Here is a 25124-nt window from a genome sequence, read left to right on the forward strand (position 1 = left end):
TCCCCGCGGGATGTTTTCACCCAGCTCGAAATTGTTCGAATGGTGAAAGATCAAACGAGCTGGCCGTCATCCCGTGCACGCCGTCGCCGTCGGGATCGTGATCACACTGACACCCGTCGGGAAATGCCGCAACGCGTGCCGGAAAGCCAAGGCATCACGCCCGTCGGGAACGAAGGTGCTGCTGGGGACGGTCACTGCCGATCACTCCTCCTCGTGAGGCCGTCAGTCCGGCCGCCGGTAGGTCTGGCGAGCAGCATCCATCAGCGATCGCAGACCGCGCCAATGCGCGTTCTGCCGTCGGACATACCAGGAGTGGCATACCGCTACGACCCGACAAGCTCCCGGAGAATGCCGATCATCGCGCTCGCCGCGGGCGTGACTTCTCGGCCGGCGGCCAACGTGATGCCGACGCTGTGACTGGCCAGCTCGAACTCCGGCCCCAAACTCACCACACCCGCCAGTCCTTCATGGATGGAGACGGACAGCGCCGCGATCGAGTCCGTGGCGAGGAGTAAATGCCTCACCGCGAGGTACGCCGTGGTCTCGACCCGGTTGACCGGCAGCGGAATGCCACGAGCGCTGAAAAACTGGTCCAGCTCGCCGCGCAAACGAGCGTCGGCATCGGGAAAGATCCACGGATAACCGGAAAGCTCCGACGCATCGATCCCTTCGCGGCCGGCCAGCGGATGCTCCGCGCGGACCACGAGCGACACGGCCTCCTCGTGCAGTGGGAGCCGGATGAAGTGTTCGTCCGTCGGCTGCGTCAGCCGGCCCACCACAAGGTCGAGGCGTCCCGACCCCAGTTCCGACAGCATCCTGCGGGGCAACGCCTCGGTCAGCTCGACGGTCAAGAGCGGGTGCCGGGCCTTCAAGACCTCCACCGCCCGCGGGACAAGAGCATTCGACCCCGTGAGGTGGATACCGATCGCGACCGTCCCGCGGTCGGCGTCCCGTAGCTGCGCCACGTGCTTCCCAGCCTGGCGAATCTGGGACACGACAGCCCGAGCATGCGCCGCGAACGCCTCACTGAACGGCGTCGGCAACAGCCCCCTCGGGTTCCGGTCGTACAACGCCACCCCGAGGATTTCCTCGAGTTCGCGCAGCGTGCGCGTCGCGGCGGGCTGGGTGATGTTCAAATCATCGGCGGCCGCCACCAAGGTGCCACGACGCGCGATCGCATCGACCAGCAGCAGATGCCGGATCTTCAACCGTCCGTCGAGAAGATTGGGCGTCATCACGGTGCTCGACATACCGATACACACAGAGCTTCAGCCCACATTGGCATCGTGGAAACATACCGCAATCCGGCTCCGACGGGGCGCGTACGAGGTAGGAGCGCACGTTACGCGCGAGCCGCCTTCCCAGGCGGTCGCCACGACCGTCGGTAAGAACCGCCGGCCGCGCGCCACGAACGTCCTGTAGCCCGATCCGGGAATCACCCGGTGTCCGGATTTCGCGTGAAGGAGTAAACGGTCATGAGCGAGAGTTTCGAGGGCCAGAAGGTCGTCGTGGTCGGCGGCAGCAGCGGTATGGGGCTGGCCACGGCCCACCAGGTGGTCGCCGCGGGTGGCACCGCCGTGATCACGGGCCGGAATCCCGAGCGAGTCCAGGCGGCAGTCGACGCTTTGTCGCAGAAGGGAAAGGCCTGGGGTCTCACGACGGAACTGACCGACCGTGACCAGGTACCCGAGGTCCGTAAGCAGCTCGCTGCCGAACACGCCGATGCCAACCTGCTCGTCAACGCGGCGGGATTCTTCATCCCGAGGGCGTTCAGCGAATACGACGAAGCCTTCTACGACTCGTACAACGAACTGAACCGAGCGCTGTTCTTCATCACGCAGACGGTCGTCGCGGGCATGGTCGCGGGCGGCAAGGGCGGCGCCATCGTGAACGTCGGCTCGATGTGGGCGCACCAGGGCATCGCGGCGACACCGCACACCGGTTACTCCGTGCAGAAGGGCGGTATCCACTCGTTCACCAAGGCACTCGCGATCGAGCTCGCCCCGCACGGGATCCGGGTCAACGCGGTCGCTCCCGCGGTCGTCAAAACGCCCCTGTACTTGGGCTTCGTGCCGGAGGACAAGCTCGACGAAACGGTCGACAGCTTCGCCGGCGTTCACCCGCTGGGGCGGGTGGGCACACCGGAGGACATCGCGAACGCCGTGTCGTTCCTGCTGTCGGACAAGTCGAGCTGGATGACCGGCGCCATCGTCGACGTCGACGGCGGCGTGATGGCCGGCCGCAACTGACCCGGGATCGGCAAAGCCCGGACAACGACGCCCGTCGGCGCTGAGCGCTGCCCAGCCCCGACGGGCGTCCGGAACCGGTCACGGACCTACGGTTCCGGAATTCGTTGCGCCTCAGTGACCACGGCGGGTGGGCGCCGCTGCCGGCACCCGCCCGCCGGTCCGTCAGGAGGCGACGATCCCCTCACCGCCGACGGCATCCGGCGCTGCGATCGTGCCGACTGCCGTGAGGCTGCCGTCGCGCCCGATGCGGAAGGCGTCGACTTCGCCGGCCTTTCCGGCCTGGGCGTAGAGGAACTTGCCGTCGCCGGACGCGGTGAGGTCGATCGTGCCGGCCGAAGCAGGCGTCTGGCCGATCAGCTCGAGCCGGCCGTGGCCAACGGAGTAGGTCGTGATGGTCCCGCTGCCGGCGTTGGCGACGTAGGCGTAGTCGCCCGCGACCGTGATCCAGCAGCTCGCCGCCTGGCCGGTGGCCACGGTCTCCGCGACGGTCGCGCGTCCGGCCTTGTCGATGTGGACCGAGGCGACCGCGTTCGGGCCCGCTTCCGTGAGCAGGACCCGGCCGCCGCGGTCGAAGGCGAAGCCGAAAGGAACCGAGCCGGCGCCGGTCGACGTGACCGTCGGCTTGGCGGACAGTCCGAGCAGAGTGTTGACCGAGTAGACCATCAGGCTGTCGCCGACGGCCTTGGTCGCCACCACGAGGTGCGATCCGTCGGGCGTGAACTCGACCTGGGCGGGGGTGTGCGTGAACTGCGGTGCGGCGTTGGGGTCGAGCCCCAGCGCCCGGTGCTGGCCGGGCAGCGGGATCAGGTGACCACCGAGGTTCCAGTAGCCCTGGAGCGACCCGCCGTCCAGAGCGTTGAGGACGTAGACCCGGTCACCGTGGACTGCGACACTCACGGGGAATCGGCCGCCGGAGGCCAGAGTCTGGATGCGAACCAGCTGACCGCCACGGACGGCGAACACGGTCACGGTGTTGCTGCCGGCGTTCGTCGCGATCAGCACTTGGTGGCGCTCGTCGTAGGCGAGCGAGCCCTGTGAAGCCTGGTGGTCGACGACCGACCCGTCCAACACGCCGCCGAGGCCACCGGTCTGGTAGACAGCCGTTTGCTTCAGCGTCCCGTCGGAGGACCGGCGGTAGGCGACGACAGCGTTGCCCTTCGGGCTGTCGGTCTGCACGAACACCGCACCACTGTGGTCCTGTGCGGACGCCGAGGCCTCCGGAGCCGCGATCGTGATGGTCGCCAGAACAGCGGCAGCCCCGAGCGCGGCGCGGGTGATGATGTGTCTTGCCATTCTTTTGTCGGTTCCTTTTCTGTGGTCTTGCCGTTCGTTGTGTTTGCCTCGATCCGGGGAACCGACGCCGACCCGAACCAGGCCGGCACACCTGGACCGAACGGCATGCCACGCGACCCGCCGAGCGACAAGACGCGACCATCGTTTCCTCGTACGTGTGACTAGGTGTCGCTCCATCGCGCCGTCTTACCGACGGCGCCGCGATCATTCCTCGACGCAGGATCCTGGGGTACGAACGGGCAAATACGTGCGATCTCGCTCGACGACGGGCCGGCCTCGACGGTCTACCGGCACCTGGGCAAGACCCGCGACGCCACCGTCGGCCGCGTGATCCACCGGGCGACGACAGACGACCCGACCGGCGCCGGCGCGCTGTGGTGCGCTCCGGCGCCGGTACCGATGCAACGGGAGAGAACGGGCTCAGTTTCCGGTACGCTCCGGCGCGATTCGAAGGACGACCGGACCACCCTTGGCGCCGGAAACAGCGCGCTCAAGGGCCGTCGCCGCCTCGGCCAGTGGCAGTGTGGCGCCCACCGACAAGGTCAGCCGGCCATCACCCAGGAGCAGACAAAGCTCCTCGAGCTGGGCCGAATCCGGGCGTACGTAAACGTCGGCAACGCTGATGCCACGCTCGGCCGCCGGCGGGTCGCCGGTGATGGTCGCCATCCGACCGCCCGCTCGCAAAGCCAGGACGGTGTCGGCGCTGCCTCCGGAAACAGCGTTGACGGCGGCGTCGACTCCGACGCCGCCGGTCAATTCACGGACACGATCCGGCCAGCTGCTGTCGTGGTAGTCGACGACCTCGGTCGCCCCGGCCCGTACCACTCGAGCGGTGCTCGACGGTCCGGAAGTGGCGATCACCCGGACCCCACGCAGTGCGGCGAGCTGCACAGCCAACCCGCCGGTTGTCCCACCGGCGCCGTGGACGAGCAGCGTCTCGTTCTCGGCGACTTTGAGCGATTCGGAGAGCACCTGTTCCGCTGTCAGCGCAGGCACCGGGAACGCCGCCGCCGTGTCCCATGGCACGCCGAGAGGCTTCAGCACGAGCAGATCGGCGTCTACGACCAAGCGCTCGGCCCAGCAACCCTGGTGACGCAGCGGAACCGGATGGCCGAGAATTTCGTCGCCCGGCCGAAGGTTCGTGACCTTCGAACCGACCGCGACAACCGTGCCGGCGACTTCCACGCCGAGGGCCATCGGCGGTGTCAACCCGACGTTCCAGGCCCCGTCTCGGACAATGCCGTCCCAGTTGCCGACGCCGGCCGCCGCAACCTCGACCAACACTTCCTCGGGACCGGGGCCATCAGGCTCGGGGAGGTCGAGTAACTCGACTCGGCCACCGATCTCACGCACTCCAGCGGCACGCATCAATTCTCCTTTTATTTTGATCGATCTGGTATTTTTTGACCACTCGACGATGGGGCCGACTTCATCCGCGCCGGCCAAAGGTGCACGTGGGCGGCGCAATCGGTCGGCCGCGATCGACATGCGTCGAGACAGCCTCATGTGCGGGATGACCCGGTGACAAACGTGCCCCGAAATCGGATGCTTTTCGCCACCGAGGTCACGGCGGCTCCCGCCAGGTCGGCAGTGTCGGATCGCAGACGCGCCAACAGAGCTGCAACCTGATCGTCGGCTTCCGGGTCGGGCTCACGGATCGCCAGCGCCGTGGTATCCGCGCGCCGTGGTTCCTCCCACGCAACCACACTAGTCACCCTTTGGACCCGTGATAGAGTCCAAATCCTCGAAAGAAATGGGTACCACTTCCGGGATGGAACTCTTACTGCCGATCGAACCGCTGACGCCCGGACAACCACGCCGGGTTCAGCTCGAAAGCGCCCTGCGCGAGGCGGTGCGGAGTGGCCGGCTGGCGGCCGGCGAGCGGTTGCCCGCCAGCCGCGTATTGGCCGAAGACCTGGGAATCTCTCGGCGCCTTGTGGTCGAGGTCTACACGCAGCTGACCGCCGAGGGCTATCTGGTCAGCCGACCGGGCTCTGGCACCTGCGTCTCCGAGCTGTCCCTCCCGCCGGCGACCGAGGTGCCTGACGCTCTCTGGTCAGGAGAGGGCCTGCCTCGATGGGACATGCGTCCTGGCATTCCGACGCTGTCGGCGTTCCCTCGCCGCCTCTGGCGGCGTGCGTGGACGGCCGCGCTGGCTGCCGCGGCGGATTCCGATCTGGGCTACCCCGACCCCGCCGGACATCCCCGGCTGCGCCGAGTGCTGGCCGCTTACCTCGGCCGGGTCCGCGGCGTGGACGCCGACCCCCAGCGGCTGTTGATCTGCGCGGGCTTTACTCAAGGTCTCGACTTGCTCGCACAAACGCTGCGTACCCGAGGTGCCACGACCGTCGCGCTCGAGGACCCCGGATTGCCACACCGGGCGTCCATCCTGCGCCAGGCCGGTCTGACCGTCCTGCCCGTCCCGGTCGATGCCGACGGCATCCTTGTGGATCGACTACCCGAGCGGGGCGTCGACGCGGTACTGACCACGCCGGCCCATCAGTTCCCCACCGGTGCGATCATGGCGCCCGCCCGCCGGGAGGCGGTGCTGGCCTGGGCCGGGAGATGTGGCGCCATCGTCGTCGAGGACGACTACGATGGCGAGTTCCGCTTCGATCGACGTGCCGTCGGCTGTCTGCAAGGCCGTGCACCCGACCGTGTCGTCTACGTCGGATCCACCAGCAAGACGCTCGCCCCGGCGATCCGGTTGGGCTGGCTGGTCAGCCCGGCCGAGCTGCACGCCGAGCTATTGCCGAACAAGTTCCTCGCCGATCACGGCAGCCCGACTCTCGATCAGCTCGCTCTGGCCCATCTCGTCGAAGCCGGCGATTACGACCGGCACATCCGCGCCGCCCGGACCCGCTACCGAACAGCCCGGCGAGCACTCGAACTGGCCATTACCCGCCATCGTGTGCCCCTGCAGCTCGTCGGGACGGCCGCCGGTGTCCAGACCCTCGCCACCCGACTCGACGACACCCACCCTGATCACTTGACCGCGCGCGCACGGGCGCTCGGGATCGTTTTCGACTCCATCACCCGCTACCAGCTCAACCCTGACCCGAACCCTGACGGTGTGGTGATCGGCTACGGCAACATCGCGTCACACGCCATCGACGAGGCCATCGCCCTGCTCGCCACCACCATCGGGCGGCAACGCGGATCAGTCTGCTGAGGAAGCACGCCGACCAGACCGTTTCGTCGGAGGAGAGTTGGTCCACCAAGTCCGGTCCGTGGCCCCGGACGATCGGAGCCGAAGTCAGGCCTTGAACGCCCTGATGCAGTCAATCGCCATGTCCAGCGCGACTTTCATGGGCGCGACGTCCTGTTTGGTCTGCGCGAGCAGGTACCCGCCTTGAAGGGCCCCGATCAGCCCGATCGCGAGCCGCTGAGGGTCGGCGTCCGGCCGCAGCTTGCCGGCGACTCGCATCCGCTCCAGGCCCTCCGCGATCAGGCCTTCCCACCGCTCGAAGTGCGCGGCGAGCTCTGAACGTGCTCGCTCGTTCCGGTCGGACAGCTCACTCGCCAGCGAGCCGAGGGGGCAACCGTACGCACCGTTGCGCAGGGCGTTGTTCTGGACGACCGCGTCTCGCCACCGCTCCAGACCCCGCATGGAGTTCAGCCGCCTCAGCTGCTCCTCGTGCCAAGCGAGCACGAATTGCGCCCGGCGGCCGATGACTTCCTGGACCAAGGCGTCCTTGTCATCGAAGTGGTGATAAAGCTGCGACTTGCTCGTGCCGCTGGCCGCGCGCACATCGTCGAGCGTGGTCGCGGCCACGCCCTTCACAGACATCAAATCGACTGCCGCTTGCAGGATTCGGGCGCGCGTCGCCTCACCCCGCGCCGTCAGCCGGGTAGCCCTCACCGTGCGCTCCGGTTCTGCCACGGTGACAGGTTACCGCACGCGCACCTGCAACGACGGACGCGACAGCCATCGAGGGGTCTGTCATCCGCCGAGGTCAGCGAGGACCAACTGGGCCAGAACGGCGGCCCGGCCGATCGTCATGTCCTTGCTCGGGGCCTCGCGCGGCCAGGACGTGGCGGAGCATGATGTCAAATGGCTCCAGCACGTCATCCGATGTGCCCACCTTCCGGAACCGGCCCATCGCACCGACGAGCGCCCCCATGACCGCGGTCGCCAACTCGGCCGGCCTCGACCCGATCGCGAGTTCGCCGCGATCGCGCAGCCGCAGGAAGGCGCCTTCGAGCGCGGACTGCCACGGCCCGAGACTCATCGCCAGGGCCTGACCGGCCCGACCGTCGCGCCCAGTCAACTCGTGGACGACGATGCCCAGCGGGTATCCGGCCGAGATCCACGTGGCGCGATAACGGGCTACCACATCGTCACGCCACTGGTAGAGGTCGTCGGGGCTGACGGCCGCCATCAGCCGGCGGCCGGGACTCTCGAAGACGTCGCGAACCTGGATCCGCACCAGCTCCACGACGAGTGCCTCGACGTCCGCGAAGTAGCCGCGCAGCCACGATCCGCTCACGCCCGCCATGTCGGCCACCACGCCGAGTTCCGCGGCCCGAAGCCCGCGCTGACACAACAGGTCCACCACCGCGGCCAGTACCCGTTGCCTCGCAGCACCATCGGCCACGGACTCGAAGGTCGCCCCCTCTCCGGCGGAATCACCGGTCATGACCCGACCCCCGGCACGAAAGAGCGACAACACTTGCGCAGACCTTATTAACTGGACTAATAGGTCCCTTATTTCGTTCTTCGACGACGTTTGACGTTCGGCCATCGCCTCCACTCGCGGCGACCTCAGTGGCGGAACTTTCCCAGTGGAGAGCGTCGTTATTCGCAGAAATTCGGGTACGGCGTCGAACCGGCGTCACCTCAAGGTCCAGCATGATGCCACCGTATACTGGACCTTGAGGTCCAAGCAAAGCGTGGACCACCACCGCGTGCCTCGTCACAGCGCGACCTGACGCTCCCATGAGAGTCGCGTTGCCGACCTGCTGCCTCGCCCCACCGGTGCGGCGCGATCAGCAACGCCTCGCGCTCGCCGCACGCCCGCGATTCCGGTGGCGCGATTCGCGGCGGACTGAAACCGAAAGGAATCGGTAAGGTCGGCTCAGCGGCTGCAGCAGATCTCGGGCCTCGGCCTCAACCAATGCCGGACGGGACGGCGTGCCGCCACGAACGATCCACCCCGGGTTCGTCGCGCGCTCCTGTCGACCGAACGCACGGCGCCAATGCGGCTACCAGGGAGGATACCGTTGCTCGCGCAGGTACGCCGCCTTCCGCCGTGGAGCCGATCACCGGCTTCGTCCCGCACGCGACGCGCGAAGAGCCCTCGGCAGTGCGCACCCAGCCTGCTCCCGACGGGGCCGAGTGCTGACTCCATGCGGACCGTGCGGTCCAGCTGGTCGTAGGTCGCCGGTCACACAGTGCGGTAACCTGACGGCCGTGGACGAACCGGAGGGCACGACGCAGACAACCCGGCTGACCGCCCGCGGCGCGGCGACCCGGTCCCGCATCGTGCAGGCGGCAGTCGACTTGATCCAGGTCAAAGGAGTGGCCGCGACCACGCTCGACGACGTCCGGGCAGCCAGCAGCACGAGCAAGTCGCAGCTCTACCACCACTTCCCCGACAAGAAAGCCCTCGTGCGCGAGGTCGTGGCAGCCCAGGGCGCGCAGCTCATCGCCCGCCAGGAGGACCAGCTCAGGCGGTTGAACTCGATCCGCGGCCTCGAACGCTGGCGCGACGCGCTCCTCCAGCGTGCCTCCCTCCGCGACGGAGCCTACGGCTGCGCGATCGGCTCGCTGGCCTCCGAGCTGGCCGATCGGGACCATGAAGCCCGCTCGATGCTCGCGAAGTACTTCGAGATCTGGGAGGAGCTGCTGGCGGAGGGGCTGACACGGATGCGCGCCTCCGGCATCCTCCGGCGGGACGCGGATCCCGAAAAGCTCGCGACCTTTCTGGTCGCCGCGTTGCAGGGTGGTTACCTGCTCGCGCAGACGGCCCACTCCACCGAGCCCATGAAGCTGACGCTCGACATGGCGATCGATCACGTTCGTACCTTCCTGGCCGCGTAGCCGCCCGCACCGGAATCGAACAGTGGACCCGACCGTCCAGAACGCTTCCGGGCCGAGGTGTACTCCGCACCGCACGTCCGCTAGTGTTCGAGGCATGTCGGGTGACCAGACCGGGATGCACGCCGAGGACGCCCCGGAGCCGCACCGGCTGGTTGTGACAGCGGCGATCAACCTGCTGCGCGAGCGCCAGCTCGGGGAGATCACCTTCGCCGACGTCACGGCGGCCAGCGGTGTCCCCGAGGCACAACTCCACCAGGCGTTCGAGAACGAAGACGCGCTTTTCGAGGCGGTCGTCCACGCCCAGGTAGCAGGCGTGCTGGCCGCCCAGAAGCCCCTGCTGGAGGGAGTGCGCTCGCTCTCCGATCTTCAGGCCTGGCGGGACAAGCTCGTCGAGGACAACCGCATCAGCGGCGGCGCCGGCGGCTGCCCGATCGGGTCGCTCATCGGCGAGCTCGCCGGACGGTACGACCGTGGTCACCGCGCCCTGGTCGATGGGTTCGCGGCATGGGAAAGCCTTCTCGCGGCGGCGTTCCGGCGCATCCGGGAAAACGGTGAGCTCGACTCCGGCGCCGACCCGGACACGATCGCCACCGCCATCATGGGTGCGCTGCAGGGCGGATTCCTGCTCGCCCGGACCACGCGTGACCCCGACCAGCTGGCCACGGTCCTCGACGTGTCGCTCGATCACCTGAGGATGCATTCCTCTCGGTACCGTTCTGGACTGGGCAGGCCTCTCATGCCGCCGGCATCGAGCGAAGTCCGCAGCTGACCTGACCTCTCACAGACGGGGCATAGCCGGCGCCGCAGGACCGGATGGGATGCTGGTCAGAGCGGGTCGTCGCCGCCGAATTCGTGCAGCGCGCGCAACAGGGCCTCGTGATCTCCCGAGCAGGCGCAGCACGACTGCAAATGTGTCGCCAACCCTGGGTAATGCTCTTCGGGGTTGTCGCCGGCCGCCGCCATCTCCGTATAGGTGTGGAGCGCGTCGAGAGCGAGGTCGCAACCGACGTCCCGCGGATCGGTCCGGAGGAACTCGTCCAGTGCGTCACAGGTGCTCATGCCTTGCCTCGAGACTTGTCATTTCGTGGGTGCCCGCCACGAACCTTGGGTGCCTGGCTCCGGGTTGTCCATTGCAATCCTGGACCGTTAGCACCCGCTCTTCGGTGGTTCTTACGAGTAAGAACCACCGACTCCGAGACACTGTCAGGCATCGATGGGGACAAGTACACGGATCTCGACATCCACATGCGGATCTCCGTCCGGTCTTCCACCTTGGACACTCCCCACCCATAATGGCGAAGTGATCGAGATCAGTCCGCTGCAGGCGGAAGACCGCGACCGCTGGGAAGAATTGGCGCGCGGTTACAAGGAGTTCTACCGGACCAAGGTGTCGGATGAGGATTACGAACGGACCTGGCAGCGGCTTCTGCGGGCCGAGGATGTGTTCGGCTGCGCCGCCCGGCTCGACGGCGAGCAGGTAGTCGGCATCGCCCATTACCTGTTCCACGCCAACCCGTGGTCGTCAGGTTCGTGCTACCTGCAGGACTTGTTCGTGGACAAGGCCGCGCGCGGCCACGGCGCAGGGCGTTTGCTGATCGAGCACGTCGCCCAGGCGGCCCGGGACCGCGGTGCGGCCCGGCTTTACTGGCACACCAAGCAAGACAACGAGCGTGCGCGGCTGCTCTACGACAAAGTCGCCAACTTTCACGGTTTCATCAGCTATGTCCACCCGCTGGATTGAGCACCGACACCTTTTCGACGTCCCTGAGGCGTTCTTCAGGTCGCTTCAGGGCTCATCCAGCCCGTTCTCCCCACGCTCACGGCAGCATCAGAGGAAGTGCGCCTGGTCCTGCCGCGGCAGGCCTCCACTCCGGTGGACAGCGTGTCGCTGCTGCGGCCGGACGACCAGGTCTGCCCTACGTGTTCTGTCGCCGTGAATCACGAACCTCCGCGGGCCGAATCGAAAACTTGCCACGGGTTGACAAGGCCGTAGCGTCGAACCACCTCATCCAGCCAAGCGGGGTCGCCGAAGGTCAGCCCGTACCTGGCGGCCAGTTCCGCGATCGCGGCAGGCTCTCGCCGGTCATCCCCCAGGAGTTCAGCGAGATCGTGGAAGTACTGCTCGAAGCCGCCGGGCGTGATGATCATGATGATCCTGGCCGGATCACCGTTCAGGCCGTGTCACAGTTGCCGGCCCGGCAGTGGGGTGGTCTCAGTCTTGGTCTTCGAGTCGTTACGGGCGAACGCGGATGATCGTCTTGCCCTTTTTCCGCTGGGTCGGGTTGAACGCGGCCACGGCGTCGTCGAGGCTCGCCACGGTGCCGATGTTGGTCCGCACCCGGCCGTCCCGCACGCGCTGCACGATTTCACCCAGCTGAGTGCGATCGGCCTCGACCACGAAGTCGATCGCCAGGCCGTCGGCGGGCCGGGTCTCCGGAGGGCCGGCGATCGTCACCAGCATCCCCCCGGCCCGAACCAGCCCCGCGGACCGCGACCCGATGTCACCACCGAACACATCGAACACCAGATCCACACTCCCGACCTCTTCCAGCGCGTCGTTCTCCAAGTCGACGAACTCGTTCGCACCGAAATCCCGCGCCGCCTCACGGTCGGCCTGGCGCCCGGTACCCACAACGTAAGCACCCGCCTCACGCGCAAGCTGCGTCACCATCGACCCGACTCCCCCGGCCGCGCCGTGGACGAGGACACTCTGCCCGACCTCCAGCCGGCCGTGCACGAACAACCCCTGCCACGCGGTCAAACCCGAGATCGGGAGGCTCGCACCCACGGTGAAGTCCACATCACCGGGCAGCGGCGCGAGGTTGCGCGCCTCGACGACCGCGTACTCCGCCAGCGTGCCGTCGCGAGTCCAGTCCGTCAGACCGAACACCCGCTGGCCCACCGACAATCCCGCGGTGCCATAGCCCAGGCTCGCGACCACCCCGGCCACCTCGTGCCCGGGGATCGATGGCGTCCGATCGCGGTCCAGGCGATCCGTCCAGGTCGAGGGCCACGACAGTTCGCCGGGGGTGAACCCCGACGCGTGAACCTCGACGAGGACATCGTTGCCCGCCGCGGCCGGCTCGGACCGTTCCACGAGCTTCATCCCGGCCGTTCCCGCGGCCTCGTCCGTCACCACGATCGCCTTCATCGGGCACCTCTCTCTGCATCCGGTCTTCGCCTGAACAGTACTTTCAGTTCACCGGTATTGGCGGCGTGAAATCTTGACGTCTTACGACACTGATCAACAGGGAGCATCGGCGCACTCCGGCACGCTTACCGCACGACCATACCGTGAAAAATTTTCAGGACAGTTTGACGCAGGTCGAGTCGGATGTCGGCCCCGAAAGATCTCGTGCCGAACACACCGATCCGGTCAGTCGCCGTTCTCCTCCATTATTCTGTTGGCAATGGTGAATGCGGTGTTGGCCGCGGGTACCCCGCAGTAGATGGCCGATTGCAGCAGGACTTCCTGGATTTCGGCGCGAGTGATTCCGTCCCGCAGCGCGGCCCGGATGTGCATGGCGAATTCCTCCTGGTGGCCGTTGGCGATCATCGCGGTGAGGGTCATGCACCGGCGGGTCGCCCGGGAGAGGCCGGGACGAGTCCAGATCTCGCCCCAGGCGTAGCGGGTGATGAAGTCCTGGAACACGGAGGTGAACTCGGTGGTCCTGGCGATCGCCCGATCCACGTGGGCGTCGCCCAGGACGGCCCTGCGTACGGCGAGGCCGGCGGCATAGCGGGAGCCGTCGTCATCGGGGACTGTCGTGTCCCGTGTCTCGCCGCGGCCGTCGAGATGGCAGCGCAGCGCGGCCAGCACGGGAGCGGGACGTTCGACCGTGACGAGGTGCGCCGCGTGCGCGACCTCGGTGAGGCTCGCTCCCGGAATTCGATCTGCCAGGAGGCGGGCGTGGTCGACCGGTGTCACCCGGTCCTCACGACCGGCGATCACCAGCGTGGGCGCGGTGATCCGGGACAGCTCGGCACGGAGGTCGAACGACGCCAGTGCTTCGCAGCTCCTGGCGTAGGCCGTGGCGTCGGTGGCCCGCAGGCCGGCGACCAGTGCCTGGGCGGCGGGATCGGCCACGAAGGCCGGGGTGAACCACCGGCCGGCGGCGGTATCTGCGACGGGAGCAATGCCTTCGGTTCGGACGAGGCGCGCGCGTCCGTGCCAGCGGTCAGGCTCGCCGAAGCGAGCCGACGTGGAGACGAGCATGAGCGAGGCGACGCGGTCGGGGTGGTGGACGGCGAGCCACGTGCCGACGGCTCCGCCCAACGAGGTCCCCGCATAGGCGAAGCGGGCGATGCCGAGGTGGTCCGCGAGCGCGAGAACCAGGCCGGCGATGTCGCCGACGGTGGCCTCGACGGGCAGCAGCTCAGCCGCAGAGCCGCCGTGCCCCGGCAGGTCGTATCGGATTACCTGACGGCCACGAGCCAGGGCCGACGCCTGCGGCTCCCACAAGGACAGCGTGGTACCGAGTGACGGTCCGAGTATCAAGGGGTGCGCGCTGCCCGCACCGTCGACGCGATGGTGCAGGACGGTCATGGGATGTCTTTCGTGCTGGTTGTCATCACGATGGGTGACGTGTCGGACGCTTCCAGGTCATCGAGGATCGTTACTGGACCTGCCCATGTGCCGACCGGCGGTCGTCGACACATCGACCGGCATCGGATACCGGCGGCTGGTGACAGACCCGGCGTCGACGAGACCGAGACCCGCCTTGGCGCGGTTCTGGCTCTCGTCGACGCCCGCCGTCGGCGATTCCTCGCCGAGTTCTGTGTACCGCGGTCGCCGCGATGACGGGGATGCTCAGATGAAGGTGAACAGCCGGTCTGCCTCGAAACGCGAAATCGGGCCCTTGTACGCCTTGGCCCGGTCGGGGTATCCGAGAGCCAGCAGCACGGTCGTGGTGTGACCGGTTTCGCGGATCTTGAACGCCTTGTCGACGCTGGTCGGGTCGAACCCTTCGAGCGGTGTGGCGTCGACGCCGAGCTCGACGGCCGCCATCATGGTCATCCCCAGCACCATGTAGGTCTGCTTTTCCATCCAGTGGTTCAGATCCTTGTAGGCGTAGTTGCGCAGGTTCAGGAAGTCCCGCGTCATGTACTGCCACATCGCGTTCTTGTCCGGGTCGGGAAACCGGCCGTCGGCAGTCTCCTTGGCGAACACCTCGTCGAGGTGGCTGTCGGGCACATCCGCCCGCGTGGTGAGAATGATGGTGTGCGACGCGTTCAGGATCTTCGAGCCGTTGTCCTGGAATCGTTCGCCCAAGTTGTCCGCGAGCTGCTTCTTGGCTTCGGCCGAGGCGAGGACGTAGAAGTGGTTCGGCTGGATGTTCGTCGAGGTCGGTGCGGACCGCAGGAATCGCAGCAGTTGGTGAAGGGTTTCGTCCGGGATGGTCTTGCTGCCGTCGAAAGCCCTGGTGAGGTGCTGGCTCATGAGCTTTTCGAGATCCATGTCAATCTGCTTTCTTGTGGCAACCGATAGGTGAACAGCGGTGGATCGGGGAGTTCGGGCTAGTTCTTGCCGTGGGCGATCAGTTCGCCGATCCGATCGAAGCCCAGACCCGTGGTGGCGGCCGCGAGGTCCCCCGCGACGAGGGCCTTGGTGGCCTGTTCGAGCGCCGCCATCGCGTTGGCGTAGAGGAACGGCCCCAAACTGATGCGCTTGACGCCGGCCTTCTGCAGCTCAGCGACCGTCAGCACCTTGTCCGAAGGGGACACGAGGACGTTGACCGGCGTGGGCGCGACCGCGGTGACGATCGCCTCGAGTGCGTCGAGGTCGGGCGGGAACGGTGCGTAGACCACATCCGCGCCGACCTCGGCGAAAGCCGTGAGGCGCCGGATCGTGTCGTCGAGATCGGGTCGCCCCTGGATGAAATTGTCAGTGCGGCCGGTCACGGCGATGCGTCCCTTGGCCGCGTCGACGGCGCCGCGCACGCGATGGACCGCCTCGTCGAAGTCGCGGATCGGCTGGTCGGGATCACCCGAGGTGTCCTCGACGCCGATACCGGCCAGGCCGAACTCGACCGCGGCCCCGACGGTCGCCGCGACGTCTTCAGGCGTGTCGCCGTAACCGTCCTCGAAGTCCCCGTTCACGGGCAGTCCGGTGAGCCGGGCGAGCAGCCCCGCATGCTCGAGGTGCTCGCTGCGGGTGACTTCGTGCCGGCCATCGGACCGGCCGAGCATGGCCGCGAGCGCTGCCGACGACGTCGCGATCGCCTCGAAACCGGCATCGGCCAGCATCAGCGCCGAGAGGCCGTCCCAGGCGTTGGGCATGACGAAGCCACCGTCGCGAGTGTGCAGCGCCATGAATTTCTCATAGAGCTCGGAGCCCGGCATAGCGCACCTTTCGTGGATGATCATGGGGCCGTGAGGGGGTTACCGGGTTGTGTGCGCCGCCTTGACGGCTGCTGTGGCGATCAGCCGGGTGTGCCGGCGGCGTCGACCGCGGGGATGTCGATATCGGTCTGGTTGACGTTGTTGATGAAGTTCGTGAGCAGCGCTTGCACCGCGACGGTGACAATCGCCAAGATCTGTGCATCGGTGTACCCGGCGTCTCGCACACCCGCGAGGTCCTCGTCACTGACCTGTCCGCGGCTGTCGACCACCCGCCGAGCGAAGTTGGCGGCCGCGGCGCGCTTGGGGTCGACCGAGCTCCCGGCGCGGCCCAGAGCGATGTCGTCGCTCGACATACCGCCGAACTCGGACGACACGTACGTGTGCATTGCCAGGCAGTAGTCGCAGCCGTTGGCTTCCGACACGGTCAGCGCGATGCTGTGCCGGGTCCTCGCGTCCAGAACCCGGCTCAAGGTGCTTTGCAGTGTCGTGACGACTCCGAGAACAGTCGGGTTCGCCGCGATGACCTTGAACATGTCCGGGACGAAGCCGAGCTGCGCGCCAATCCCCTCGAGTATCTGCCGCGAGTCGGCGGGGACGTCTTCTGGAGCAGGCGCGTTCAGTCGTGACACAGCGAATCAACCTCCGGTAGGTGTGTGAGTGGTCAGCGTCACGCTCAAGTCGGCTCTTACTGCTCCCGAGTTCCGCCGCAGCGGTAAGCCCGCGCTGCCTGTGGCTTGACTGGTGGCGGCGGTTGCGTTGGACCTGGTGACGTGCGTTGCGAGGGGCGATTCCGTCGGCGCCGAGTTCCGGATCTCGTCGCGACGAAGAACCCCGGACTGGACTATACAGACCAGACACTCGCGCACGAACGCTCCCTGTCGAGTCGGTCTTACCGGCTCCACCGCTCACTGGTTGACAGTCAATGGACTTTTGAGTCCACTGGTGAGAGCACCGCACGCCATCTGAGGGACCTTGCTCCCGCGCACCCGAGGGAGGGGACCATCGACCTGCCGCCGGACTGTTCTCTGCACTGGCAGCCCGCCTTCCCCGTGGACGCGAAGCTGACACTCAAGAGCCTGAGGCGCGGCCGCCACGATCCGACCCACCGCGAGGAAGCCGACGGGACCCTGTGGCGGACAGCCCTGACCCCGTCCGGGCCGGTCACCTACCGGATCCGGCAACAGCGCCTGGACGACCTGGATGTCGACGCGTGGGGGCCCGGTGCCGCGGAAGTCGTCGAGAACATCCGTACCGAGCTCGGCGAACACGACCGTCCAGAGGACTTCCGACCGGCACATCCCGTTCTGGAGCGGGCCTGGAGCAGGCTGCCCGGCCTCCGCGTTCCGCGCACGGGACGACTGTTCGAAGCCCTCGTCCCGGCAATTCTCGAACAGCGGGTGGTCGGTTTGGACGCTCAAGCCGCCTGGACGCGCCTCGTCGGCGCACACGGCGGCCCGGCACCGGGTCCGGCGCCCGACCCGATGCGGGTCATGCCTTCGCCCGACGTGTGGGCGAACCTTCCGATCTGGGAATGGCGGCGTGCCGGCGTCGACCTGCACCGCTCGAAGACCGTCATCTTCGCCGCACGGCACGCGGCCAAGCTCAACCGTGCCGCCGGTGACCCCGCTCGCGCGTATCAACTGATGTCAGCGATGCCGGGCATCGGAGTGTGGACTGCAGCGCAGGTCGGGCACCGCGCGCTCGGCGACGCCGACGCGCTGCCGCTCGGCGACTTCCACCTCGGCCGGATGACCGGCACGGCCCTGCTCGGCCGTCCACTGGCGCAGCACGAGATCGAGGCGTTCTACCTGCCGTGGCGGCCGCACCGCTACCGGGTGGTTCGCCTCCTCGAGCTCACTCCGCGCGCTGCGCCGCGGCGCAGCCACCGCGCACCACGCGCCCGGCCGTTCCGCTGACGATTGGCAATGAACAGCCTACGTCAAATGACGTAGGCACTGCAGTGAATGACTGAGTGACACCTGGGAAAAACGAACGATTGCCGGGTTCTCCCGCCCGTCCTACGTTCGATCCAGTGGTTGACGGAAGGAACTCAATGACATCGATCGTCCATTTACTGGATGGTGCCTGCGTCGCGATCCTCAATGGGTACCGGGACGGCCGGACGAAGCCGGCGGAGTTGCGCGTCAGTCCCTCCGGGTACGAATCCGTTGCGCTCGTCAAACGGGCCGAACTGTCCCGAGGAAACCCACTGGTACTGCTCGACCTCGATGTCGTCGTCGATCATTCACTCGAAGGCGACAAGACAGCCATCACCTGGGCGGGAACGCCGGAACAGGAGCCACAATGCTGAGCGCCGAGGAAAATGCCTATCTCTGCCGCGTCGGGCCAGGCACGCCGATGGGTGCGCTGCTGCGCCGGTACTGGCTCCCGATCTGCCTCTCGAGCGACGTCGCGGAGCCCGACGGACCTCCCCGGAAGTTCCGCCTCGTCGGCGAGGATTTCGTGGTCTTCCGTGATTCCGCCGGAACCGTCGGCGTGCTGGATGAGAAATGCATGCACCGCGGCGCGTCCCTGGCGATCGGCCGCGTGGAGGACTGCGGCATCCGCTGCCTGTACCACGGGTGGAAATTCGGGGTGGACGGGACGATCCAGGAGACACCCAATCTCCCCGACTCACGGTTCCGAAACCGTCTGCGGGCGCCGGCACACCCCGTGCACGAGGCCGGTCAGATCGTCTGGGTGTACCTGGGCCCGGCGGACAAGCAGCCCCCGCCGCCGAGCTACGTCTGGATGAACGTGCCGCCTGGCCACCTCGCGACGACGAAGGCCGTTCAGAGGGGCAACTTCATCCAGGGGGTCGAGGGAGAGATCGACTCATCCCATGTCGGCCTGCTCCACCAAACCGAGATCGCCCTCGCCAGGACAGGCGAATACGACCCGGACGGTATCGGCCGGGACCGCTTCCCGACGACCGACGACGCTCCCCTGCTCGAGGTCGAGGACACGAAGTTCGGCTTCCACTACGCGGCGATCCGGAAACTCAAGGGTGAGCACGAAGGCCAGTCCTACGTGCGCGTCACACCGTTCATCATGCCGTTCCAGGCGCTGATCCCCCCGATGAACCTGGGCTTCCTCTACGTCCCGATCGACGACACGCACACCTGCACGTACGTGGTGACGGGCGATCCGGCGAAGCCGATCGACAAGGCGGAATGGCTGAAGTGGCGGAGCCTCCAGGATGTCCAAGCGCCGGACTACGTCCTGAGTCCAGTGCAGGATCGCGAGGCGATGGTGGCGGGCACCTCGTTCTCGGGAGTGGCCGGCCTCATTCCTCAGGACGCACTGGTGACCGATTCGATGGAACCCATCGTCGACCGGTCGAAAGAGCATCTCGTCGCGGCGGACATCGCCGTGGTGCGCATGCGACGCCTGCTGATCGACGCGGCGCGCAGTGTCGAGGCGGGCGGCGATCCCGTGGGGCTCGACGGCTCCGTCGACTGGGCCAAGTTCACCGCCGGGTCGGGAGTCATCCCCCAGGGGGTTCCGTGGCAGACGCTGGTCCCGACGAACGTCACTGATTGATCAAACCGCCCATCTCTCCGGGAGGCCGGCCGCCGGCCGGCCTGCACGAAGCGACGACGAAGTGGAGTCGAACGGTGACCCAGACGGACATGACACGGCGAGAGGTCGAACTCGACCTCGTGGTGGTGCGACGAACCGTGATCGCCCAGGAGGTCGTCGAGCTGGTCCTCGCGAACCGGTCGGGAGAGGGCCTTCCCGCGTGGGACGCCGGCAGCCACGTGGATCTTCTCCTCGACGACGGGCTCGTGCGGCAGTACTCACTCTGCGGTCGGCCGGCGCGCGCCGAGTGGCGCGTCGCGGTGTTGCGCGAACACGATGGCCGCGGAGGGTCGGCCCACGTCCACGATCGGCTGACCGAAGGCGCCGCTGTGCGCGTTCGGGGGCCGAGGAACAACTTCCCGCTGCTGCCGTCGCCGCGCTACCTGTTCGTCGCCGGCGGGATCGGCATCACCCCGATCCTGCCCATGGTCGCCGCGGCCGAGGCGGCCGGCGCCCGGTGGCAGCTCTTGTACGGAGGGCGCACCCGTGGGTCGATGGCCTACAGTGCGGAGCTCGCGTCGAGATACGGGAACCGGGTCGTCCTCTGCCCGGAAGACGAGAACGGCCGGCTCGACCTGGACGAGTGGCTCGGGACTCCGGCCGACGATGTCCTCGTCTACTGCTGTGGACCGGAGTCCTTGCTGCTCGCGGTCGAGGAACGGTGTGCGAGGTGGAAGGCCGGCTCGTTGCGGCTGGAGCGCTTCGTCCCGAAGGCAGTACCCGATTCGCCGGACCACTCGTCGTTCGAGGTCGAGCTGGCTCGTACCGGCGGCTCGCTGACGGTAGCACCCGACGAAACCATTCTCAGAGCAGTGGAACGCGCCGGGGTCCGGCCTCCCTATTCGTGCGAGCAGGGTACGTGCGGGACGTGTGAGACGAAGGTTCTTTCCGGAACGCCGGACCATCGTGACTCCCTGCTCACCGACGAGGAACGGGAAGAAGGCAAGACCATGATGATCTGCGTGTCCCGGGCCGGGTGCTCGAAACTCGTACTCGATTTATGATGTCGTGGAGCCCGGCCGGCACCGGATCCGATATCCCCGCCGGGTCACCATCAGGCGTGCTGTCCTCGGCGGCACGATCAGCCTCACCACGTCGGTCCACCGGGAGCAGTAATGGCCACTGATCACGGCCTTCAGGCGATGTCGCGGGTCGCGGCGACCTTGGCCGGATCGGGTTCCCTGTCCGACACTCTCACCGCCCTGGCAGGCGAGGTCCGGCGGTCGGCCGGACTCGCGGCCGTCCACATTCAACTCAGCGAGGCAGGCTGGCGCACCCTGCCCATCGGAGCGTTGTCAGGTCTGCCCGGAACCGCGGACGAATTGCGCGACCGGCTCATCCAGTGCCAGGCGCTCGGCGCCGAACTGGTCTCCCTCAACGCGATTGCCCAACGCAGGCCCGTTGTCGTATCCCACCGCTGGGAGACCTTTCGCACCAATCCCGCCTGGGCGCCGATCCTGTCGATACATCAGGCGATTTCCTGGGAGAGCTTCGTGGCAGCGCCGTTGATCTTGCCCGACGGTGTGCTCGGTTACCTGAGCGCCTTCTACCCACCCGGACAAGAACCGGATCCCGACGAGATCTACTTCCTGTCGGCCGTCGCGGACCAGGCCGCGGTGACGATCGACCACGCCGGGATGATCGTCGACAGCCGAGCCCGCGCGGTTATGGAGGAGCGTCGCAAGTTCGCCGCCGACCTGCATGACTCCATCGTGCAGGAGATGTTCTCGTTGTCGATGCACGCGAGGGCGATCGAACTGACCAACGAGACGTCCGGGGCCGGTGCGGTCGCCAAAATTCGCGCCGACGCCGCTCGGGTGGTGGATCTGTCGCAGTCGGTGGTGAAGTCGTTCCGTTCGATGATCGCGGAACTGCGGGCACCGCAGCCTCCGGAAAGGTCCGTGGTGATGTCGATCCGCGAGTGGGTCGCCGAGGCGAGTCTCGGCACCGATCTCACGGTGAAGGTCGTCGACGAGGTCGGCGACATGGACCTGCTTCCCGAGCATCGAGAGGAAGTGTGGTACCTCGTTCGTGAAGCGTTCCACAACGTCGTCAAGCACGCCCAGGCGAAGCACGCGGTCATCCGATTCGCGCAACGACACGAGGAGTCCCGAACCCTCCTGGTCATCGAGACGTCCGACGACGGAGTGGGGTTCCAACAGCGAAGCTCGCGTCCCGGCCACGTCGGTTTGCTTTCGATGAGCGAACGCGCCGAGCGCCTTGGGGGGAAGCTCACCATCGTGACCCGGCCCGGCAGCGGCACTCTCGTGCGCCTCGAGTTCTGCCCCGCCGAGCCGGGAAGCAGGTCGGTCCCTGCCGACGGCGCCGTCCCGATCGAATGGCAGGAACCGTCCGACGTGGCGAGCGAGAAGCAGTGAACGAGCCGGCAGCCGAGCAGATCCGACTGATGCTCGTGGACGACCACGCGGTGGTCAGGGCTGGGCTGCGTTCGTATGCTGACGCGGTTCCCGGTCTTTCGGTGGTGGGCGAGGCCGTTGACGGGGCCGACGCGCTGGGGCGCCTCGCGGAACTGGCCCAGGAGGGCCGGCTACCGGATGTGATCCTGATGGATCTGGTCCTACCGGGTATCGACGGGATACAGGTCGGCAGCCTGATCACTGCGCGGTATCCCACCGTGAAGATCCTGATCATGACCAGCTTCAGCGAGACGGGGAACGTCCGGCGGGCCATCGACGCCGGCTTGTCCGGTTACCTCCTCAAAGACGCCGGTTCCGACGAGATCGTCGCGGCGGTTCGAGCCGCGACTCGCGGCGAGCTTTATCTGGACTCCGCGATCACCCGCTGCCTGACCGGCCCGGCCGAACGAGGCGGCACAGGTCTCGACGGGCTGACGCCGCGCGAGCGTGAGGTGCTGATCCACATCGCGACGGGGCTGTCCAACATCCAGATCGCGAACAAGCTGCAGATCAGTGAACGCACGGCCCGCACCCACGTCAGCAACCTGTTCGCCAAGTTGGGCGTCGCCTCACGGACCCAGGCCGCGCTGCTCGCCGTCCGCGAGGGTCTCACCTCGGAGTCGACCTGACCTGACCCGATGGGCTGGGCCGTCCGCTCCGGCGAACCTGATTGTCGGTCACCGTGCCGGCAGTGCACCGGTCGTGCCGGCGTGGGGATTGCGGGCGGCGAGGACGGTGAACACGGTGGCGATGAGGGCCAGGCCGCCGTACCCGAGAGCGATCTGCGGTAGCGACAAGGACGCGGAGAGCCGGCCGGCGATGAGGGCGGGGATCGTCGCGCCGCAGTAGGAGAGGATGTAGACGACCGTGAAGATCGGTGCCCGGTCGGCCACGTCGCTGCCCTCCAGCAGGCCGCGGGTGGCGGAACTGATGGCGATGCCTTGGCTGGCGCCGGCAACGATCGTCGCGGCGAAGAACAGCACCAGCGCACCGGCCGCGATCGCCGTGATGATGCCGATCATCCCCACCAGAAACCCGATCATGCCGACGCGCTGGGCCACCGCCGGCGTGAACCGGCCACCCAGCGGAGCGCCGAGAACACTCGGACCCATGTACGCGGCGAACACCAGCCCCAAAATGAGGGGGCTCTGACTGTGGAGCTGGTCTTCGACCAACGCCGGCACGAAGGCTTGAAAGAAGGCCCCGGTCGCCCAGGTGGCCAGGAGCACCGCCGCCGCGACGGGGAGCAGGTGCCTCACCCTGGCCGGAACGCGGACCCGGGGCCGCAGCGACCGCCAGGCACCCGGCGTCGGAGTGACGGTTTCCGGGCTCACGATGATGAGCGCGGCAGAGACGAGAAGCAGGCCGATCACCACCAGGTAGACGAGATCACGCGGCCACGGACCGAACTGGACCAGCGCGCCGGAACCGATGGCACCGACGGCGAGGCCGAGCATCACTGTCTGGCTGGAGGCGACGGACGCCAACCAAGCGGGCCTGGCCGGTGCGGCGTCGACGATGTAGGACGTGAGGCTGCTGCTGGCCACGCCGGCACCGAAGCCCATCAGGAGCCGACCGGCGATCAAGACGCCGACGTGATGCACGTTCAGCAACAGCACACACCCCAGCAGGAGCAGACCGAGGCTGGCGACGGAAGTGGGCCGTCGCCCCAGGTGGTTCGACACCCGTCCCAGCACCAGCAGTGTGCTGAGGGTGGCGACGGAGTAGGCGACGACGGTGATCGAGATGTCGGCGTTGGTGAACCCGTCCTCGGCCCGGTAGATGTTGAACAGCGGGATCGTCGAGCCCACCGCGGCGAACGACGCCACGAGCGCGACCATCGCGGACAAGAACGCCAGGGTGCGTGTTGTCCCCCGTCGCGCGACGCCGGTCTTTGGTGACACGTTGGACATCGAGCCACGCCTTTCTCTTCGTCTGATGTTCTGAACCACGCCGCGGCTTCACCAGGAGTCTCGCTGTGTCTCGATCCAGGAGGGGACGTGCTTCCGGCAACGTCCGTCCATCACACATTGGACTATACAGTCCTCTTGACTGAGGCGGATCAGGCCGCGATGCGCATGTGGCGCACTGTCCCCGAACTCCATTGCCCGGAGGGAACGCGTGTGGTCGGCCGCGGCCGTGCTCGCACGCCTCGCGTTGGCCGCCGGATTCCTCTCGGCCGTCGCCGATCGGTTCGGCGGGTGGGGCCTGCCGCACACCGGACAGATCGGGTGGGGCAATTTCGCCGCGTACACCGCCTATACGCACAGTCTTTCACCGTACGTGCCCGACGGGCTCACCGGCGCGGCCGCGTGGGGCGCGACGGCCGCGGAATCGGTACTGGGCCTGACGTTGCTGGCCGGCGTCCTCGTGCGCTGGTCCGCCTGGGCGGCAACGGCGCTACTGGCGGTGTTCGGTGTGTCGATGGGGTTGTTCCTGGGCTGGGAAGCTCCGCTGAGCGCCTCGGTCTTCGCCGCCGCCGCGGCGGCTCTGCTGCTGGCCCTCTCCCCCGTCGACACGTTCGCCTTCAGCTTCGACCGGCTTTTCCAGCGGAAGCGAACCGATTAGTGGACTATGCAGTCCAGTCATCCTTGGTAGGTTCGGATCGCGGCCAATTCACACACTGAGGGTGGCACCCATGCCTGAGACCAAGACGAACATCTCCGTCGTAGACGACTTCTTTCTAGCAGTCGAACGTGGCGACATCGACACCGCGCGTGCCCTCTACGCCCAGGATGCCGTGATCTGGCACAACGACGGTGCCGGCGAACAAGACCGCGAAGCCAATCTCGCCGTCCTCCGGCTGTTCAGCACGGCCATCCGCGGCCTGCGCTTCGACGTGTCACGCCGTGTCGACGTCGGAGACGGGGTCTTCCAACAGCACGTCCTGCGCGGGCAGCTGCCCAACGGCGAGGAGTCCGCTCTCGACATCGCGATGTACCTCGCCGTCAGCGGCGGCAAGATCACCCGAATCGAAGAGTACTTCGACGTCGCCGGCGTGACCCACATCATCGCTATCGCCGGCGAATCCGGAGGGGCGTGAAACCGGCCTCCTTGGCAGCGCTCCAGAGTGCTCCCCGGCGCACTTGGCCGATGCCCTAGGTGTATTTGGCCATTAGGTTGGTGGCAGTCGGCTGGTGGGTGGGTGTCCGCCGAGTGCGCTGTGGCGGCGTTGAGTGTTGTAGTGCTCGAGCCAGG

At 67.2% G+C, this 25124-nt stretch carries 27 protein-coding genes and 1 pseudogene; 13 read left to right on the plus strand and 15 right to left on the minus strand.

Translation table 11 applies throughout. The features are described 5' to 3' along the window. Positions 1 to 323 precede the first annotated feature (323 nt). Positions 324 to 1250 carry a LysR substrate-binding domain-containing protein gene (locus tag AB0H62_RS15820; RefSeq protein ID WP_360586616.1) on the minus strand — a complete coding sequence of 309 codons (927 nt, stop codon included), beginning with the start codon at positions 1248 to 1250 and terminating at the stop codon, positions 324 to 326. Between the two features lie 225 nt (positions 1251 to 1475). On the opposite strand from AB0H62_RS15820, the gene AB0H62_RS15825 reads away from it, so the two are divergent. Then, positions 1476 to 2249, plus strand: coding sequence for an SDR family oxidoreductase (locus AB0H62_RS15825; RefSeq protein ID WP_220242427.1), 774 nt, complete (start codon positions 1476 to 1478; stop codon positions 2247 to 2249). 162 nt (positions 2250 to 2411) lie between these two features. Here AB0H62_RS15825 and AB0H62_RS15830 read toward each other — a convergent pair whose 3' ends face one another. Together AB0H62_RS15830 and AB0H62_RS15835 are read right to left on the minus strand one after the other, a co-directional pair. Beyond that, complete coding sequence (locus AB0H62_RS15830; protein WP_360586619.1) at positions 2412 to 3542, minus strand: beta-propeller fold lactonase family protein; 1131 nt, start codon at positions 3540 to 3542, stop codon at positions 2412 to 2414. 420 nt (positions 3543 to 3962) lie between these two features. Continuing rightward, complete coding sequence (locus AB0H62_RS15835) at positions 3963 to 5030, minus strand: NADP-dependent oxidoreductase (protein WP_220242429.1); 1068 nt, start codon at positions 5028 to 5030, stop codon at positions 3963 to 3965. A gap of 283 nt (positions 5031 to 5313) precedes the next feature. Between AB0H62_RS15835 and AB0H62_RS15840 the strand changes: the two genes are divergently transcribed. Further along, complete coding sequence (locus tag AB0H62_RS15840; protein WP_360586621.1) at positions 5314 to 6714, plus strand: PLP-dependent aminotransferase family protein; 1401 nt, start codon at positions 5314 to 5316, stop codon at positions 6712 to 6714. An 84-nt stretch (positions 6715 to 6798) separates the two neighbouring features. Here AB0H62_RS15840 and AB0H62_RS15845 read toward each other — a convergent pair whose 3' ends face one another. Then, positions 6799 to 7425, minus strand: a complete 627-nt coding sequence (locus tag AB0H62_RS15845) for a TetR family transcriptional regulator (protein ID WP_360586623.1) — start codon at positions 7423 to 7425, stop codon at positions 6799 to 6801. Positions 7426 to 7498: 73 nt separating this feature from the next. Beyond that, positions 7499 to 8182 carry a TetR/AcrR family transcriptional regulator gene (locus AB0H62_RS15850; protein ID WP_220242431.1) on the minus strand — a complete coding sequence of 228 codons (684 nt, stop codon included), beginning with the start codon at positions 8180 to 8182 and terminating at the stop codon, positions 7499 to 7501. Between the two features lie 773 nt (positions 8183 to 8955). Between AB0H62_RS15850 and AB0H62_RS15855 the strand changes: the two genes are divergently transcribed. Beyond that, the gene (locus tag AB0H62_RS15855) at positions 8956 to 9585 is read left to right on the plus strand and encodes a TetR/AcrR family transcriptional regulator (protein ID WP_255638216.1); all 630 of its coding nucleotides are present in this window, start codon (positions 8956 to 8958) and stop codon (positions 9583 to 9585) included. Positions 9586 to 9679: 94 nt separating this feature from the next. Next, positions 9680 to 10354, plus strand: a complete 675-nt coding sequence (locus tag AB0H62_RS15860) for a TetR family transcriptional regulator C-terminal domain-containing protein (RefSeq protein ID WP_360586626.1) — start codon at positions 9680 to 9682, stop codon at positions 10352 to 10354. A 56-nt stretch (positions 10355 to 10410) separates the two neighbouring features. Here the strand turns inward: AB0H62_RS15860 and AB0H62_RS15865 are convergent, their stop codons facing one another. Continuing rightward, a complete protein-coding gene (locus AB0H62_RS15865) occupies positions 10411 to 10644 on the minus strand; it encodes a hypothetical protein (protein ID WP_220242433.1) in 234 nt (77 codons plus the stop codon). Positions 10645 to 10885: 241 nt separating this feature from the next. Here AB0H62_RS15865 and AB0H62_RS15870 point away from each other — a divergent pair, with 241 nt between their 5' ends. Then, a complete protein-coding gene (locus tag AB0H62_RS15870) occupies positions 10886 to 11326 on the plus strand; it encodes a GNAT family N-acetyltransferase (RefSeq protein WP_360586628.1) in 441 nt (146 codons plus the stop codon). A 197-nt stretch (positions 11327 to 11523) separates the two neighbouring features. On the opposite strand, the gene AB0H62_RS15875 is transcribed toward AB0H62_RS15870, so the two are convergent. The 7 genes and pseudogenes from AB0H62_RS15875 to AB0H62_RS15905 form a co-directional block, all read right to left on the minus strand. Next, positions 11524 to 11733 carry a hypothetical protein gene (locus AB0H62_RS15875; protein ID WP_360586630.1) on the minus strand — a complete coding sequence of 70 codons (210 nt, stop codon included), beginning with the start codon at positions 11731 to 11733 and terminating at the stop codon, positions 11524 to 11526. Positions 11734 to 11818: 85 nt separating this feature from the next. Then, complete coding sequence (locus AB0H62_RS15880) at positions 11819 to 12736, minus strand: NADP-dependent oxidoreductase (protein ID WP_360586632.1); 918 nt, start codon at positions 12734 to 12736, stop codon at positions 11819 to 11821. 225 nt (positions 12737 to 12961) lie between these two features. After that, positions 12962 to 13393 (minus strand): 4-carboxymuconolactone decarboxylase, encoded by a 432-nt coding sequence (gene pcaC / locus AB0H62_RS15885; protein ID WP_255638871.1) that lies wholly within the window; start codon positions 13391 to 13393, stop codon positions 12962 to 12964. After that, positions 13391 to 14131 (minus strand): annotated as a pseudogene (gene pcaD, locus AB0H62_RS15890) (3-oxoadipate enol-lactonase); the annotation flags it as partial. The pseudogene pcaD and the gene pcaC, both read right to left, overlap by 3 nt. Before the next feature lie 264 nt (positions 14132 to 14395). Beyond that, positions 14396 to 15043, minus strand: a complete 648-nt coding sequence (locus AB0H62_RS15895) for a nitroreductase family protein (RefSeq protein ID WP_220242437.1) — start codon at positions 15041 to 15043, stop codon at positions 14396 to 14398. Between the two features lie 59 nt (positions 15044 to 15102). Continuing rightward, positions 15103 to 15897 carry an isocitrate lyase/phosphoenolpyruvate mutase family protein gene (locus tag AB0H62_RS15900; protein WP_255638218.1) on the minus strand — a complete coding sequence of 265 codons (795 nt, stop codon included), beginning with the start codon at positions 15895 to 15897 and terminating at the stop codon, positions 15103 to 15105. A gap of 110 nt (positions 15898 to 16007) precedes the next feature. Then, positions 16008 to 16556: a carboxymuconolactone decarboxylase family protein gene (locus tag AB0H62_RS15905; RefSeq protein ID WP_220242439.1), complete on the minus strand. Its 549-nt coding sequence runs from the start codon at positions 16554 to 16556 to the stop codon at positions 16008 to 16010. A gap of 420 nt (positions 16557 to 16976) precedes the next feature. On the opposite strand from AB0H62_RS15905, the gene AB0H62_RS15910 reads away from it, so the two are divergent. From AB0H62_RS15910 to AB0H62_RS15935, 6 genes are all read left to right on the plus strand, one after another. Continuing rightward, complete coding sequence (locus AB0H62_RS15910; RefSeq protein ID WP_360586634.1) at positions 16977 to 17843, plus strand: DNA-3-methyladenine glycosylase 2 family protein; 867 nt, start codon at positions 16977 to 16979, stop codon at positions 17841 to 17843. Between the two features lie 137 nt (positions 17844 to 17980). Further along, positions 17981 to 18238, plus strand: coding sequence for a hypothetical protein (locus AB0H62_RS15915; protein WP_220242441.1), 258 nt, complete (start codon positions 17981 to 17983; stop codon positions 18236 to 18238). Beyond that, on the plus strand, positions 18232 to 19470 hold the full coding sequence (locus AB0H62_RS15920) for a Rieske 2Fe-2S domain-containing protein (protein ID WP_360586637.1): 1239 nt from the start codon (positions 18232 to 18234) through the stop codon (positions 19468 to 19470). The genes AB0H62_RS15915 and AB0H62_RS15920 overlap by 7 nt, the downstream gene beginning before the upstream one ends. Positions 19471 to 19559: 89 nt before the next feature. Beyond that, a complete protein-coding gene (locus tag AB0H62_RS15925) occupies positions 19560 to 20513 on the plus strand; it encodes a PDR/VanB family oxidoreductase (RefSeq protein ID WP_360586660.1) in 954 nt (317 codons plus the stop codon). Positions 20514 to 20624: 111 nt separating this feature from the next. After that, entirely contained in the window at positions 20625 to 21887 is a 1263-nt protein-coding gene (locus tag AB0H62_RS15930; RefSeq protein WP_220242443.1) for a GAF domain-containing sensor histidine kinase, read from the plus strand. A 29-nt stretch (positions 21888 to 21916) separates the two neighbouring features. Continuing rightward, entirely contained in the window at positions 21917 to 22555 is a 639-nt protein-coding gene (locus AB0H62_RS15935) for a response regulator transcription factor (protein WP_360586662.1), read from the plus strand. Positions 22556 to 22603: 48 nt separating this feature from the next. Here AB0H62_RS15935 and AB0H62_RS15940 read toward each other — a convergent pair whose 3' ends face one another. Next, a complete protein-coding gene (locus AB0H62_RS15940) occupies positions 22604 to 23767 on the minus strand; it encodes an MFS transporter (protein ID WP_255638872.1) in 1164 nt (387 codons plus the stop codon). 280 nt (positions 23768 to 24047) lie between these two features. Between AB0H62_RS15940 and AB0H62_RS15945 the strand changes: the two genes are divergently transcribed. Beyond that, positions 24048 to 24494 (plus strand): hypothetical protein, encoded by a 447-nt coding sequence (locus AB0H62_RS15945; RefSeq protein ID WP_360586638.1) that lies wholly within the window; start codon positions 24048 to 24050, stop codon positions 24492 to 24494. A 70-nt stretch (positions 24495 to 24564) separates the two neighbouring features. Then, a complete protein-coding gene (locus tag AB0H62_RS15950) occupies positions 24565 to 24969 on the plus strand; it encodes a nuclear transport factor 2 family protein (protein ID WP_360586639.1) in 405 nt (134 codons plus the stop codon). A 72-nt stretch (positions 24970 to 25041) separates the two neighbouring features. Here AB0H62_RS15950 and AB0H62_RS15955 read toward each other — a convergent pair. Further along, positions 25042 to 25124: integrase core domain-containing protein (locus AB0H62_RS15955; protein ID WP_360586664.1), on the minus strand; the 83-nt coding region annotated here is incomplete at its 5' end.

The organism is Amycolatopsis sp. NPDC050768, assembly GCF_040654155.1.
Taxonomy (GTDB): Bacteria; Actinomycetota; Actinomycetes; order Mycobacteriales; family Pseudonocardiaceae; genus Amycolatopsis.